Genomic DNA, 12,327 nt, shown 5'->3' on the forward strand with positions numbered 1-12,327 from the left:
ACATGATAGAACTTTTCGTCATTAAAGAAACGGAATGGCTTGAGCTGGTAACTGAAAGTGTTTCTCTTGAGGGACAACGGTATCAGGCACCCCGATCGATCACAGCAAAGATCATAACGAAACAAGGAACCCATTCATATTACAGCGTATCAGAAGGGGATACGGTTCTGTTTAAGTGGAAAGGGAAAGAGCTGTTTCGAGGTATTGTGTTTTCTCGCAATCCGGAAGAACATGGGCTGACCTTTACGGCTTATGACATGCTGCAATATCTGGTTAAGAACAAAGATGTTTATATGTTCTCCAATAAGCGTGCAGACGAGATTATTAAGCGCCTGGCAAGAGATTTTCAAATCCCAACGACATCCATAGCAAATACGGGTTACACCATTAAATCATTAGTGTTTAAAGATGATACGAGCCTTTATGACATGATTTTGAAAGCCTTGAAACAAACGAAAAGCCAAACCGGAAGGAATTATCAATTATATTCTGCAAAGGGGAAGCTTGGCCTTCGTGCTTGGCCTGATCAGTCAGAAGTATGGGTGCTGGAGACGGGTGTGAACATCATCGGCTATCAATACAGCACTTCAATTAATGACACGGCCACAAAAGTAAAGCTGCGGCGTCAGAAAGACAATAAAACATACACGGCTACCGCAAGCGACAACTCAGGCATCAGTAAATATGGTGTGCTTCAGTATGTCGAAACGGTTTCCGATAACATTAACCAGGCGCAGCTTCAGGAGCGTGCGAAAGTCAAACAGGCACAGAAAAAAGGCGTCAAAAAAGAACTCAAAAGTATTCAAGCGATTGGGATTCCGGATCTTCAAAGTGGTTTGCCCGTCTATATTTCAATTCCGGAAGTTGGGGTTAGGAAGACGTACTGGATCGATACAGATAAACACGAATTTAAAGGATCGACACACACGATGACCATTGATGTGGTGGAGAAAAATTCTATCCCTGATGGTGTTTCCTCATGAGATTAAGTGAAGCAATCAAACATTTGGCTGTCGGTGCAGTTGATTCTGAGTCACCGGTGGATATTATGCCGGCTGAAGTGGTTTCCGTTTCTCCGGTTGAAATTAAACTCAATGAAAATGAAAAGCTAATTATTCCGTCTGATTTGATTATTATTCCTAAACGGCTGCGCGGTGGAGGAGATGAAGAACTAAAGATGGGTGAGAATGTGATGGTTGTCTCCTTAAAAGGCGGACAATCTTTTTTTATTCTCGACAAAATATAGGAGGTGTTTGGAATGGCTTTGTCTCCGGAAATCGATTTTGAGGATATAGAAGATGACAGCGAAGTCATAGAGACCTCGCAAACCTACAAAATAGATTTTGAAAATGGCCGTATCACAAATGAAATCATTACAGGCCTTGAAGCGATCAAGCAGTTTGTATATTTGTCTCTCCATACTGAGCGATACGCATATTCTGTTTACAGTCATGACATTGGAAATGAGCTTCAAGACGTGCTGGCAGATAACGAAACAACAGACGCATATAAGAAAATGGAGATCCCTCGGCTGATAGAGGAAGCACTGATCTATGACGACCGAATTTTTGCTGTTACAGATTTTGAAATAGAAAAACAAGGCGAATCGTTCCGTGTCTCCTTTACAGTCGAGACTGACGAAGGAACATTGGAGATCAAGGAGGTGCTTGGCGAAGATGTTTGAAGATCAAACCTTTGAAGTGATTATGGACCGTATGTTAAACAGCATTTCAGCGGACATTGATACAAGGGAAGGAAGCGTGATTTATAACGCGTTAGCTCCTGCAGCCGCAGAATTGGCCAAGTCTTATATTTGGCTCGATACTGTGCTGGAACTTGTCTTCTCGGACACAGCACAAGGAGAATTTTTAGATCGTCGGGCTACTGAAGCCGGCATCGAGCGAACGGCTGCCACGAAAGCAGTCCGGGCAGCGGAGTTTACTGAAGGAGTAACCATTCCAGTGGGTTCCCGCTTTTTTGTAGATAACCTGTATTTCCAATACACAGCTGACGGGACGTTGGAATGTGAAACAGCGGGGGAAGCGGGGAACGCAAATATTTCCGGCCAGAATCTATTGTCATTAGACACCATACCAGGACTCCAAAAAGCGATCGTGAAAGAGATTCTAATCCCTGGTCGAGAAGAGGAGGATGATGACAGTTTAAGAGCTAGATATTTTACCCGCGTGCGTCGGGAAGCTGTCAGTGCCAATAAAGCTCACTATAAACAATGGGCTGAAGAAGTAGACGGAGTAGGGAAGGTAAAGGTCTTTCCGCTTTGGAACGGGGACGGTACAGTCAAAATTGTCGTGACCAATGCTAACTTGGAACCTGCTTCCGATATTTTAATATCAAAGGTGAAAAACTATATTGATCCTGAACCAGGACAAGGTGAGGGACAAGCGCCAATAGGTGCCTTTGTCACAGTGGAGAGTGCGGTATGGAAAGAGGTTGAGATTTCAGCCGAGGTACTTCCCGAGATCAATAACTCTATCGATCAGGTAAAGCAAGAAATCGAATCAGGTGTTTTAAATCTTTTTAAAAAGATTGCTTTTGAAGATAACGTCATCCGTTTATCGCAGATTAATAATATCGTCTACAATTCACCTTCAGTTAGTGATTACGCAGATATTAAAATCAATGGCGTAGCCGAAAATTTGGTTCTGAGTGACGTCGAAATCCCTAAATTGGGGCAGGTGAACATCATTGAGCAAACTCGATGAAATGGCTGCTTACCTGCCGCCGTTCCTTATCAAGTTAAAGGAAATGGCTGAACTTCTTAAAGTGGAAGCTCCGGAATTTGAGAAGCAAAATAACAGCATCTTTGATCTGACAGATCAGCTGTTTGTTACTACAGCAACCTGGGGGCTTGAACGATGGGAAAAGATTTTGAACGTACCGCGGGAATCAGGTGACACCGATGAGATCCGCCGATTGCGCATAATCTCTAAAATGTCCAATATACCGCCGGCAACATATAAGGCTATTGAACAGGCATTAAATCGGTTCCTGAAAAATCCGTCTGCTCAGGTCAGGCTACTTCAAGGACAGTACCGTTTTAATGTTGATATTGATATAGATGATATGCAGCATATGAGCGAGCTCATAGAAACATTGGAGAATATGAAGCCAGCTCATTTGGCATATACATTGCGAGCTGCTTTGAATGAGCCACTCAAGATAAAAGATACTGTCATTCTGAATAAAAGAAGGTATCGAAAAACAAGTGAGCTAAAGGTAGGTTATTCCGTCACGCTCAATAATAACGAGGTGGTCCTTGTATGATTACACAGCTTTATAGAGAGCGAACAGCTGCAGATTTGAAAAATAGAATATCGAAAGTGCTGCTGAATGGAAATGAAACAAAAATTGTGGAAGTCACTATTCAGGGGGCCGTTGTCACGGTGCTTACTCATCGAGAAGAAGATATCAAACACATTGAGAGTGTGCAGATCCTTGATGAGCAAAACAACGTGATTACGGGAAGAACAACAGATTTAGACGTCAGTAATAATAGAACGCTTGATTTTAGGATTACTTTTGAGGTGGTGTAACAAATGGCATATGAAGCAAAAACAGACTGGCTGCCAGATGATCCTATTAATGAGGATGATGTGAACCGTTGGGAGAAAGGTATTCAAGACGCGCATAAAGATTTAGATGTACATAAAAATGACATGAACAACCCTCACAATACAACAAAGGCGCAAATCGGGCTAGGGAACGTTGATAATGTACAGCAAGCTTCGAAAAAAGAATTTGAAGAGCATATTAATGATACACAACGGCACATAACACCAGTAGAGCGGGAGAATTGGAATGCAAAAGAAACAACTGCCGGAGCTCAGGAAAAAGCTGATAAGGCTTTATCGGATGCAAAATATTACGTAGATACCAACTACAAAAATAACAATCTGACATTAATTACTGGTGACAATGCTATTCAAGATGCTAGAAAGGGAGGGGAAGAATATCCTTTAGGACTGACCTTAATGGACATTGGTCAGGGCAATACTACAGGGTACCCTTTGAGTTATGGCATTGTCAAAAATGAAAAATATAATAATTACCGATTTACGCAATACTTTTATGGGACAGGAAATGAGTCTGGGACTTACTACTACAGTACAGGAGTTTGGATTAGGCACTGGTGGAGTGGTTCAGGCTGGACAAAATGGGAGAAAATATCGGGTTTTGCTCATGCAAATGTGGGAACTACAGGCATTCAATACTTAAAAAAAGTTGACCATACTAAAATAGCTTTCAATAGAATAATCAAGGACAGTCACAATGCTTTTGACATTAAAAATAACAGGTTTATTGCACCGAATGATGGAATGTATTTGGTTGGTTCAGGAATTTATGTGATAAACTCTCCTTCTTATATTAACCTTCATTTAAAAGTTTATTTAAATGGAAAAAAATACAAAACGCTACATCATATTCGAGGGTATTATGAAAATAGAGATAATGAAATGTACCTTGGTTTAAATGGTAATGCAACTGTCCCAATGAACAAAGGTGATTACTTAGAAATCTGGTGTTATTGTAATTACGTAGGAAATGGTCAAAGGGGCGTGGACGATAAGGATGGATCGTTTAACTTTATTGACATACAGGAATTAGGCGGGAGAAATTATCCAAGATTTTAGGAGGTAACGATGAATATAGGTGAAGCTATTCTTTTTAAATACCCAACAGCTGATCCCACAAAGGATTTTATTGTCCAGAATAATGGTGACGGAACTCCCTCATATATAGCAGAGTGGAATATTAGGGCACCTATACCAACGGAAGCAGAGTTAAAAACTTGGTGGGAAGAGCTTCAGAGTACATCTGCATATGAACCACCAGTTCAAGTGGATCTACTTGCAAGAGAGTTATCTCAGGAGAAGCTAGCCCGTAAACAGTTTGAAGAATTAAACCAAACTTTGGGAAGCGAGCTCTCAAAAATAAAGTTGCAACTGCTTACTCTACAAGGAGGGAAAGATTCATGAATTATTGGATTTGGGCTTTACATTATGACTGGGCTACTCCTGAAATGGTGAAACAGGCAATTCATTATAAAGATTGCTCGCCTGAGGATTTACAAAAAGGGGTAGAGAAAAAACTCATTACAGCTGAACAGTATAAAGAGATCACAGGAGAAGCCATTTAGGGCTTTTTTATTTTTCCTTAAAGGAGGTGGTTCCGTTGTAAACCCATGCTCACCACTAATGATCTACAATAGCAAGGAGGATTTATAATGGCATCATATAGTTTTCAATTTTCAACAGATGCAACTGGTAAGCCGGGGGCAGCCAAGCCATACAGAGAAGGAAACAGAGATTTTGTTGTGCCAGTAGCTTCAATCTCCGGTAATTCAGAGCTGCTGACGAACGCAGTTTTAAAAGCCACTGAAGTCTACACGCAATATGGACAAGATCGATTAGGTCAGGTTTTAATTTCAAAAGTAAAAGGTCACGCTTATTCTGATCGTGAAGGAACCTTATTCATCGAAGAAAGTAATGATATGAATACATGGACCACTGTCTCTTCATTGGTAGTTAAAGCAAATACGCTTGGCGAGACTGAATGGATTCATTTAACTAAACGCTATTTCCGTTTCAGATACGCAAATGGTAACCTGCAGCAATCTGAATTTTTACTATACCAGTCACTGGGCGCAGGTGAAGAGGATATAAACATTAACCACACTGTTCCTATTACAGCAGTTGCTCCGTTGTCAGTCCAGTTAGATAAAAACGGTTTAACTAATGATGGTCGTTTAAAAGTTCAAACTGAAGGCTTGAACCTTAGCTCATTAGACACTCAAGCAAAAACAATGGATATTGTCTTTCACGATAAAACAGAAACCATAGGTGAGGGTAACCCATTCACCGTTGGATCATTCAAAACGTTACTCATTGAGGTTTATGGGACGGCTGAGACAAGTGAATTGAAGTTCTGGGGTAAATCCTTATCGGGAACAAAAAGAGCCCTTAGAGGGCAGAAAGTAGATGACGGAACATTTGCCACTAGCACCAAAGGGAAATCAGAAGCTTGGTCTTTTAGCATTACTGGCTTTAAAGAAATTGTTATGGAGCTTACAGCTTTAACAAATGGAAACTTTTCAGTTAGAGGGACGGCCGTCTCATAAGATCCGGCTGTCCTTTTTTATTTGCCTCGGAGGAGGTGATTAGAATGGAGGAGACAAGTTTGTTTATCAATTTTGAAACATTAGATTTAGCAAGAGTATATTTATTTGGAGGGGTGAAGTACCTTGATTTACTTCTAGTACTTAGCATAATTGACGTTTTAACAGGAGTAATCAAGGCATGGAAATTCAAAAAACTGCGAAGCCGAAGCGCATGGTTTGGCTATGTCCGCAAGCTACTCAATTTCTTTGCGGTCATTTTAGCAAACGTGATTGATACAGTACTCAATTTGAACGGTGTCTTAACCTTTGGTACCGTTCTTTTTTATATCGCTAATGAAGGTTTGTCAATAACTGAAAACTTAGCACAGATTGGTGTTAAAATACCATCATCAATAACAGATCGATTACAAACAATTGAGAACGAAAAAGAACAGAGTAAGAATAACGCAGACAAAGCTGCTGGCTAAGCCAGTGGCTTTTTTTATTACACAGACGGAGGGAGAGAGGATATATGGCCATTAAAGTTGTAAAGAATCTAGTCTCCAAATCAAAGTATGGATTGAAATGTCCAAACCCCATGACGGCCGAATACATTACCATCCATAACACTGCGAATGATGCTTCAGCAGCCAATGAGATTTCTTACATGAAGAATAACTCTAGCTCAACGAGTTTTCACTTTGCAGTAGACGATAAACAAGTTATTCAAGGGATTCCAACGAATCGTAACGCTTGGCACACAGGAGATGGAAAAAATGGTACAGGGAATCGTAAGTCGATTGGTGTCGAAATTTGTTATAGCAAGTCAGGAGGGGCGCGATATAAGGCAGCGGAAAAGCTTGCTATTAAGTTTGTGGCGCAGCTACTTAAAGAACGCGGATGGGGCATTGATCGTGTCCGCAAGCATCAAGACTGGAACGGGAAGTATTGCCCGCACCGTATTTTGTCAGAGGGAAGATGGAATCAAGTTAAGGCTGCCATTGAAAAAGAATTAAAAGCGCTAGGTGGGGAAACGAGCTCAAGCAAAGTAAGTGTAGCTAAAAAGAAAACAACAAACTCAAGCAGCAAAAAAACTTCATTTACACTGCCTTTCGGTATTTTTAAAGTGAAGAACCCAATGATGAGAGGGGAAAAGGTAACACAAATTCAAAAAGCACTGGCTGCACTATACTTCTACCCGGATAAAGGAGCGAAGAATAATGGTATTGACGGCGTATACGGTCCGAAAACAGCAGATGCAGTTAGACGATTTCAGTTGATGCATGGACTATCTGCTGATGGAATTTATGGACCTAAGACTAAAGCCAAACTTGAAGCTCTATCAAAGAGGAACTGAACAAGCTCTAAGAATAATAAAACAGCTCCTTATCCTTTTAAATAGCACAATTTTTGTTGAGTGACTTTTGCCATTTGCCATTACAACCTTTATATCCAAAAATTCTTAATATACATCCAAATATTTTTATTATATACTTATCTAACCAAAAAAAAACTGGAGGTTGGTTTATTTATGCCATTATCAAATTCAATGACAAATCCGAGTGTTAGACTTGCTACTTCTCCACCACCACCGTTTCTGCTCATAAACACGCTTATATTTAAAACAGATTAAGAATCTGCGAAATATAAGCTGTTTCGCAGATTCGAAGGAGTAGAAAATGAAATCTAGCATACAGTTTATATTATCAATGATTATTTTTGGTACAATTGGTTTAATTGTGAGATACATTGACTTATCTTCGAGTGAAACAGCGTTTTTAAGTAGCTCAATTGGTTTTCTCTTTTTAACACTTGTGTTTATTAATAAGAGAAAAAGCTTCTCGTGGCAAAAAATAAAAAGTTGTGGGATATTTCTTTTTTTATCGGGTATTGCTTTGGGAGGAAATTGGATATTTCTTTATCAATCCTATGAGTATACAACTCTAACGAATGCCACGTTAGGTTATTATTTTGCACCTGTTTTTGTGATGTTACTTTCACCTATTTTTTTAAAGGAAAAACTCTCATTTAAAAAAGTGATATGTATCTTCGTAGCAGTATTAGGGATGATGTTCATTGTCGGAAATGGTGTTAGTGCATCCGGAAGAGAGGATTTAATTGGGATTATTTTGGGGTTAATTGCAGCTGCATTTTATGCTGCGTTAATGTTGTTAAATAAGTTTATTAAAGAGATGAATCGGCTGGAAGTAACCATTATCCAACTGTTGGTCACAGCTTTAATTCTTCTACCATATGTCCTTATTACAGAAGGACTTAACATGCTAAGTGTATCATCATCATCAATTCCTTTTATAATCTTTCTGGGGATTGTAAACACAGGAATAGGGTTCTGGTTGTTTTTCTCTGGCATGGAAAAATTAAAGGGTCAGAGCATAGCTGTGTTGAGTTATGTTGACCCATTTGTGGCTATTCTCATTTCTGGTCTAATATTACAAGAGCAATTCACGCTATTACAAATTATAGGTGGAGTTCTTTTATTAGGGTCTACTTTTGCTAGTGAAATAAGGTTTCGCAGAACACAAGAGTGCGTCAAACGGTTTTAGTCTATGTGCGGGTTACTTAGGACGACATTTATGGTCCTAAGACTAAAGCTAAAATTGAAGTAATATAAAAAGGCCCTCTCATAAAATGGGGGCCTTTCAGTGTTTCTTTTAAATAGCTTCTTTTAGTTTTTCTATTACACTTTTCAACCATTCTATTGGTGGTAATCCAATTGTCGGGAAATATATTTCTGCATTACACTTTATAATGTCTTCCTTTTCTTCTTTAGTTAGATTGCTATTTAGAAACTCTTCGCAATACTTTACTGTAAATAGCAAACCTTCTTTACTAATTTCCTCAATAAATTCGTCTAATGCGTGTTCAGGCGATTGGATATCTTGATGAAATGTTCCACCTAAAAAATTTTCTAATTCGTCTAAGAAATCATAACCTTCATCCACGGTACTTCCTCTCTTTTTTATATGGTTGGTTGGAATAAGCCCCCATTAAGAGGGACTTGTAAAGTACTCTTCTTTATTAAATAATTTTGAATGAATGTTATTTAAGCAACAGATTCTCTCTTTATATCAAAAATATCAATCTGCTTTGATTCCAAAAGATCTTGTAAATGGTCTGGACCGTGTTGTTCAGCTACTTGCAATTCTCCTTCTGAAATAGGTATAGCCATTAGCCAAGTAACATTTTTGTTGCTAAATTCAAGTAGCTCTAAATCTTCCTCCCACAGAAATGGGGGAACGAACATAACATGTTTCATGTCGGTTTCCCGATCATACATACTAATCACATCTTTAAAAATAACACCTGGTGCACAAGAGAAATTTGAGTTGATTATATTAAAGGCACAAGTTGATAAAACATTAGCATATATGTCTGAAGCTGACTCCATTGCAGCTACGATTTCTACCCGCAACGGAGTGCCATTCACCTCATAATTAATAGAATGATCCGACAAACCTAAAGTTGAATATGACGTGATACCTTCCTGAGGCTGGTCACTGACCGATAAAATATCAATGCTGCTACTCTTGTTATCATCCCAATATTTCGTAACCTTCGGTTTACCCCCAAAAGCTCCTAAAACTGTTCTAGCAATTACTTTATTTTCTTGTGTAACGCCCATTAGACAATCTCTCCTTAATCTCCAAAGTAATCATCCGTCATATCTTCCCCTTTATGACTCCTATTGGAGGAAGGTAATTCAGGTTGATAATGGTCTGGATTATTATGTTCATCTAAAAATTGCTTTCGACTAATATTTCTTTCCATCGCACTTTGTTGATGTTTTCTAAATTCATAACCTGGTTTATGACCCATATCCCATGGTTCATCTTTTTTCATTACTTGTTTTGTTAACGGGTCTTTAACAGATCCGGTTGAATCCTTAGCATTTTCCCAAACCTTATCTCTAACGCCTTTACGGAAATAAGTTGGTCTTTTGTACGTTTTAGGAACTTTAGTTTTTTTGCTGGTGTTAGTCGATGCTTCGCTAACTCGAGAACTTGATTTTGCATTAAGCTTTTTGTTAATTCCACGAGCTCCGAAAGGAACCAACATTGCCATTGCACCACTAAGGCTCTGTTCTTGCCTCTCTTTGGAGACTTTATTCCCGAACATATCGCGTCCTGTTATAGCTTCACTAAAACCATTTGCAGAAGCAAGTCCATAAAGTCCTTTGTTGGAGTTTTGAAGGGCATGGAATGTCTTAGGTGTTTTATATACATCGAGAGCTTTGTCTGCTCTATACAATGCTTTACTTGTTGAATAAACAGCTTTTCCACCTTTAGCTAATTTACCTGCCCATCCTACGATAGGGATGTATCCTGCCGCAGCCATTGCACCGGCAGCGACCCGTTGTCCAGCAGTTAATTTTTCGCCGGTAACAGGATCAACCCCATCAGCGGCTCTTTTATAATCATAATATCCAGAGACCTCTCCTGTAAAATTACAAACAGCATCCCAAGACTTTTCATACCATGGTCTGTTCGCCAGTTCTTCTTGTTCTTTTGCAATTCTTCTTTGTTCCGCCTGTTGGTCCTTAAAAGAGATGTAGTCTGTTGATTGTTTCTTTACATCCTCAGTCATCGTGTGAATCTCACTGTCTCTATAAGTCTTCGCATTATAGTGAATAGGAGAGGCGCTTTTGCCTTTTGCTGTCGCATTCATTAAAGCTTGATAATCAGCTTGAATCATTTGTTCATTTGCTTCTGATAGTCCGTATTCTGATGTTAAGTTTTCGTCAACTTCATCCATTTTCTCAATGGCTTCTTTTCGTTTCTTTTCGGCAGACGAAAGTTCATTTTTAAAAGTTTCTGTCGAGAACAGATCCAAAGGCAGTATATCGTTGATATCATTTAATATATCTTTCATGGCTTTTTTCTGTTCAGACATAATGGATTTTGATTTGGTGTAGGCGTTAGCAAGCTCATGCGCTAAAAAGGTTTCTTCTATGTAGGCATCTGATAAGTTTGCATCTTCTAAGAAACCAGGAATACTCGTTAAGAAAGAAATTTTCATCTCAATTAAATCAATCCATTGGTCAGCAATGCCAGCTTGATCTTCATAAAATGATTTGATGTTATTAGCACCTTTGCCTGAAAACTCGCTATCATCTAAATCTGCAACAGCTTTGAACGCTTTTTTTAATTTGACCATTTTACTTTTTAAATCTTTGTATTCCTTTGCTCGCTTTTCAGCCTCGGAGAGCAAGGTTTTGGCTTCAAATACTTTCATGATCATATCCTTTCATTTAATCGTCATAACAAAATATTACCATGGAAGAATGATGAAACTAACTGTTATGTGGATCAAATGGTGGAAATGAATCATTCGATCTGTGTCATTTTACCTATTTGCTAATCCTTTCAATGAAAGGGGACTTTCCAATTGTAACATCGCCATCATGAAAAAATTCGATAACGTAGCCATATTCACTAAACATAAAAGTATCTGATCCAACGGCAGTTACATCATCAATTACGTTTAATGCATGCTCAAGACTGGTTTTTAATGCTGGCTGTTCTCCGTAACCCCAAAGAATAATAATGTTCCTATCTTTAAAATGGTGTTTAGCTAGCCAATCGTCAATCTCTTCCTCGTAATCTATAGATTGGTGACAACAAACTTCTTCCCACTTGATTCGTCCCCAAGATGTAAAGGGAAAACTGTTTGAAAGCAGTTCATAATATTTTGCCGTTAATTCTTCTGATAAGATTTCTTTGTTTTTCCCTAGAGCTTCTAAGCATTCATCAAATAAGTCCAAAATGTTCACCTCAAAAGCTTTATGTATGATGGATTTTTTCAGTATCAGAAATAAGAAAAAGCCGTTATGAAACGGCTAAAGGGAATCAGAACTAATGTTGTTTATCGAATCAAACAAGGAATTCATGAGTAGGTGCGAGAGTTACATTCCGGGATGCTTCCTTCATTTCGCCATTAGACATAGATCCCAAAAAGGCAAGTCCAATTAAAACGGCGGATAAACTGATAAACAATTTAGATTTCGATTTTTGCTTTTTAGTATATACACTATTTTTTGGGAATGATAGTCTACTCCTATTCGGGCTGCGCATATCATGCTACACCTTTTATGATGAAAACAATTTCAGAATGTTTGTGAAAAGTATTATACTATAAATAATTCTTTAATGAGGATTATCATAGTAAGGTGCAACGTATAAAATACGTAA

General features: G+C 38.7%; 18 protein-coding genes. 13 read left to right on the forward strand and 5 right to left on the reverse strand.

Annotated features, from left to right (window positions below; translation table 11 throughout):
* Positions 1-2: 2 nt before the first annotated feature.
* From ACQXR1_RS05045 to ACQXR1_RS05105, 13 genes are all read left to right on the forward strand, one after another.
* The gene (locus tag ACQXR1_RS05045) at positions 3-983 is read left to right on the forward strand and encodes an XkdQ/YqbQ family protein (RefSeq protein ID WP_430771827.1); all 981 of its coding nucleotides are present in this window, start codon (positions 3-5) and stop codon (positions 981-983) included.
* The gene (locus ACQXR1_RS05050) at positions 980-1,246 is read left to right on the forward strand and encodes a DUF2577 family protein (protein WP_041850059.1); all 267 of its coding nucleotides are present in this window, start codon (positions 980-982) and stop codon (positions 1,244-1,246) included. The genes ACQXR1_RS05045 and ACQXR1_RS05050 overlap by 4 nt, the downstream gene beginning before the upstream one ends.
* A gap of 12 nt (positions 1,247-1,258) precedes the next feature.
* Complete coding sequence (locus ACQXR1_RS05055) at positions 1,259-1,684, forward strand: DUF2634 domain-containing protein (protein WP_085186539.1); 426 nt, start codon at positions 1,259-1,261, stop codon at positions 1,682-1,684.
* A complete protein-coding gene (locus ACQXR1_RS05060; RefSeq protein WP_095317836.1) occupies positions 1,677-2,723 on the forward strand; it encodes a baseplate J/gp47 family protein in 1,047 nt (348 codons plus the stop codon). The genes ACQXR1_RS05055 and ACQXR1_RS05060 overlap by 8 nt, the downstream gene beginning before the upstream one ends.
* On the forward strand, positions 2,707-3,285 hold the full coding sequence (locus ACQXR1_RS05065) for a YmfQ family protein (RefSeq protein ID WP_430771828.1): 579 nt from the start codon (positions 2,707-2,709) through the stop codon (positions 3,283-3,285). The genes ACQXR1_RS05060 and ACQXR1_RS05065 overlap by 17 nt, the downstream gene beginning before the upstream one ends.
* On the forward strand, positions 3,282-3,554 hold the full coding sequence (locus ACQXR1_RS05070; protein WP_095713345.1) for a hypothetical protein: 273 nt from the start codon (positions 3,282-3,284) through the stop codon (positions 3,552-3,554). Before ACQXR1_RS05065 ends, ACQXR1_RS05070 begins: the two co-directional genes overlap by 4 nt.
* 3 nt (positions 3,555-3,557) lie before the next feature.
* Positions 3,558-4,652 (forward strand): hypothetical protein, encoded by a 1,095-nt coding sequence (locus ACQXR1_RS05075; protein WP_095713344.1) that lies wholly within the window; start codon positions 3,558-3,560, stop codon positions 4,650-4,652.
* A 9-nt stretch (positions 4,653-4,661) separates the two neighbouring features.
* A complete protein-coding gene (locus tag ACQXR1_RS05080; protein WP_040082456.1) occupies positions 4,662-4,997 on the forward strand; it encodes an XkdW family protein in 336 nt (111 codons plus the stop codon).
* Positions 4,994-5,158, forward strand: coding sequence for an XkdX family protein (locus ACQXR1_RS05085; protein ID WP_040082457.1), 165 nt, complete (start codon positions 4,994-4,996; stop codon positions 5,156-5,158). The genes ACQXR1_RS05080 and ACQXR1_RS05085 overlap by 4 nt, the downstream gene beginning before the upstream one ends.
* A gap of 87 nt (positions 5,159-5,245) precedes the next feature.
* Positions 5,246-6,139 carry a phage-like element PBSX protein XepA gene (gene xepA / locus ACQXR1_RS05090; RefSeq protein WP_085186530.1) on the forward strand — a complete coding sequence of 298 codons (894 nt, stop codon included), beginning with the start codon at positions 5,246-5,248 and terminating at the stop codon, positions 6,137-6,139.
* A 44-nt stretch (positions 6,140-6,183) separates the two neighbouring features.
* Entirely contained in the window at positions 6,184-6,606 is a 423-nt protein-coding gene (locus tag ACQXR1_RS05095; protein ID WP_003246208.1) for a phage holin family protein, read from the forward strand.
* Between the two features lie 44 nt (positions 6,607-6,650).
* Positions 6,651-7,475, forward strand: a complete 825-nt coding sequence (locus tag ACQXR1_RS05100) for a peptidoglycan recognition protein family protein (RefSeq protein WP_430771829.1) — start codon at positions 6,651-6,653, stop codon at positions 7,473-7,475.
* 322 nt (positions 7,476-7,797) lie between these two features.
* A complete protein-coding gene (locus ACQXR1_RS05105) occupies positions 7,798-8,682 on the forward strand; it encodes a DMT family transporter (RefSeq protein WP_172850651.1) in 885 nt (294 codons plus the stop codon).
* A 108-nt stretch (positions 8,683-8,790) separates the two neighbouring features.
* Here the strand turns inward: ACQXR1_RS05105 and ACQXR1_RS05110 are convergent, their stop codons facing one another.
* The 5 genes from ACQXR1_RS05110 to ACQXR1_RS05130 form a co-directional block, all read right to left on the reverse strand.
* Positions 8,791-9,081: a contact-dependent growth inhibition system immunity protein gene (locus tag ACQXR1_RS05110; RefSeq protein ID WP_172850653.1), complete on the reverse strand. Its 291-nt coding sequence runs from the start codon at positions 9,079-9,081 to the stop codon at positions 8,791-8,793.
* Positions 9,082-9,182: 101 nt separating this feature from the next.
* Positions 9,183-9,761 (reverse strand): type VII secretion system immunity protein YqcF, encoded by a 579-nt coding sequence (gene yqcF / locus ACQXR1_RS05115; protein WP_172850655.1) that lies wholly within the window; start codon positions 9,759-9,761, stop codon positions 9,183-9,185.
* Between the two features lie 14 nt (positions 9,762-9,775).
* Positions 9,776-11,371: an LXG family T7SS effector endonuclease toxin YqcG gene (yqcG, locus tag ACQXR1_RS05120; protein WP_430771830.1), complete on the reverse strand. Its 1,596-nt coding sequence runs from the start codon at positions 11,369-11,371 to the stop codon at positions 9,776-9,778.
* 115 nt (positions 11,372-11,486) lie between these two features.
* The gene (locus tag ACQXR1_RS05125) at positions 11,487-11,900 is read right to left on the reverse strand and encodes a hypothetical protein (RefSeq protein WP_430771831.1); all 414 of its coding nucleotides are present in this window, start codon (positions 11,898-11,900) and stop codon (positions 11,487-11,489) included.
* A gap of 109 nt (positions 11,901-12,009) precedes the next feature.
* Positions 12,010-12,132 (reverse strand): hypothetical protein, encoded by a 123-nt coding sequence (locus ACQXR1_RS05130; protein ID WP_163138312.1) that lies wholly within the window; start codon positions 12,130-12,132, stop codon positions 12,010-12,012.
* Between the last annotated feature and the right edge of the window lie 195 nt (positions 12,133-12,327).

The organism is Bacillus sp. ATD (assembly GCF_050585765.1).
Classification (GTDB): domain Bacteria; phylum Bacillota; class Bacilli; order Bacillales; family Bacillaceae; genus Bacillus; species Bacillus stercoris.

Excerpts from the sequence above, each read along its gene's own strand:
- ACQXR1_RS05080 (WP_040082456.1), top strand. The coding sequence starts at position 4,662 with ATGAATATAGGTGAAGCTATTCTTTTTAAATACCCAACAGCTGATCCC.
- ACQXR1_RS05075 (WP_095713344.1), top strand. The coding sequence starts at position 3,558 with ATGGCATATGAAGCAAAAACAGACTGGCTGCCAGATGATCCTATTAAT.
- ACQXR1_RS05085 (WP_040082457.1), top strand. The coding sequence starts at position 4,994 with ATGAATTATTGGATTTGGGCTTTACATTATGACTGGGCTACTCCTGAA.
- ACQXR1_RS05055 (WP_085186539.1), top strand. The coding sequence starts at position 1,259 with ATGGCTTTGTCTCCGGAAATCGATTTTGAGGATATAGAAGATGACAGC.
- ACQXR1_RS05070 (WP_095713345.1), top strand. The coding sequence starts at position 3,282 with ATGATTACACAGCTTTATAGAGAGCGAACAGCTGCAGATTTGAAAAAT.
- ACQXR1_RS05100 (WP_430771829.1), top strand. The coding sequence starts at position 6,651 with ATGGCCATTAAAGTTGTAAAGAATCTAGTCTCCAAATCAAAGTATGGA.
- ACQXR1_RS05060 (WP_095317836.1), top strand. The coding sequence starts at position 1,677 with ATGTTTGAAGATCAAACCTTTGAAGTGATTATGGACCGTATGTTAAAC.
- ACQXR1_RS05050 (WP_041850059.1), top strand. The coding sequence starts at position 980 with ATGAGATTAAGTGAAGCAATCAAACATTTGGCTGTCGGTGCAGTTGAT.
- ACQXR1_RS05095 (WP_003246208.1), top strand. The coding sequence starts at position 6,184 with ATGGAGGAGACAAGTTTGTTTATCAATTTTGAAACATTAGATTTAGCA.
- ACQXR1_RS05045 (WP_430771827.1), top strand. The coding sequence starts at position 3 with ATGATAGAACTTTTCGTCATTAAAGAAACGGAATGGCTTGAGCTGGTA.
- yqcF (WP_172850655.1), bottom strand. The coding sequence starts at position 9,761 with ATGGGCGTTACACAAGAAAATAAAGTAATTGCTAGAACAGTTTTAGGA.
- xepA (WP_085186530.1), top strand. The coding sequence starts at position 5,246 with ATGGCATCATATAGTTTTCAATTTTCAACAGATGCAACTGGTAAGCCG.
- ACQXR1_RS05105 (WP_172850651.1), top strand. The coding sequence starts at position 7,798 with ATGAAATCTAGCATACAGTTTATATTATCAATGATTATTTTTGGTACA.
- yqcG (WP_430771830.1), bottom strand. The coding sequence starts at position 11,371 with ATGAAAGTATTTGAAGCCAAAACCTTGCTCTCCGAGGCTGAAAAGCGA.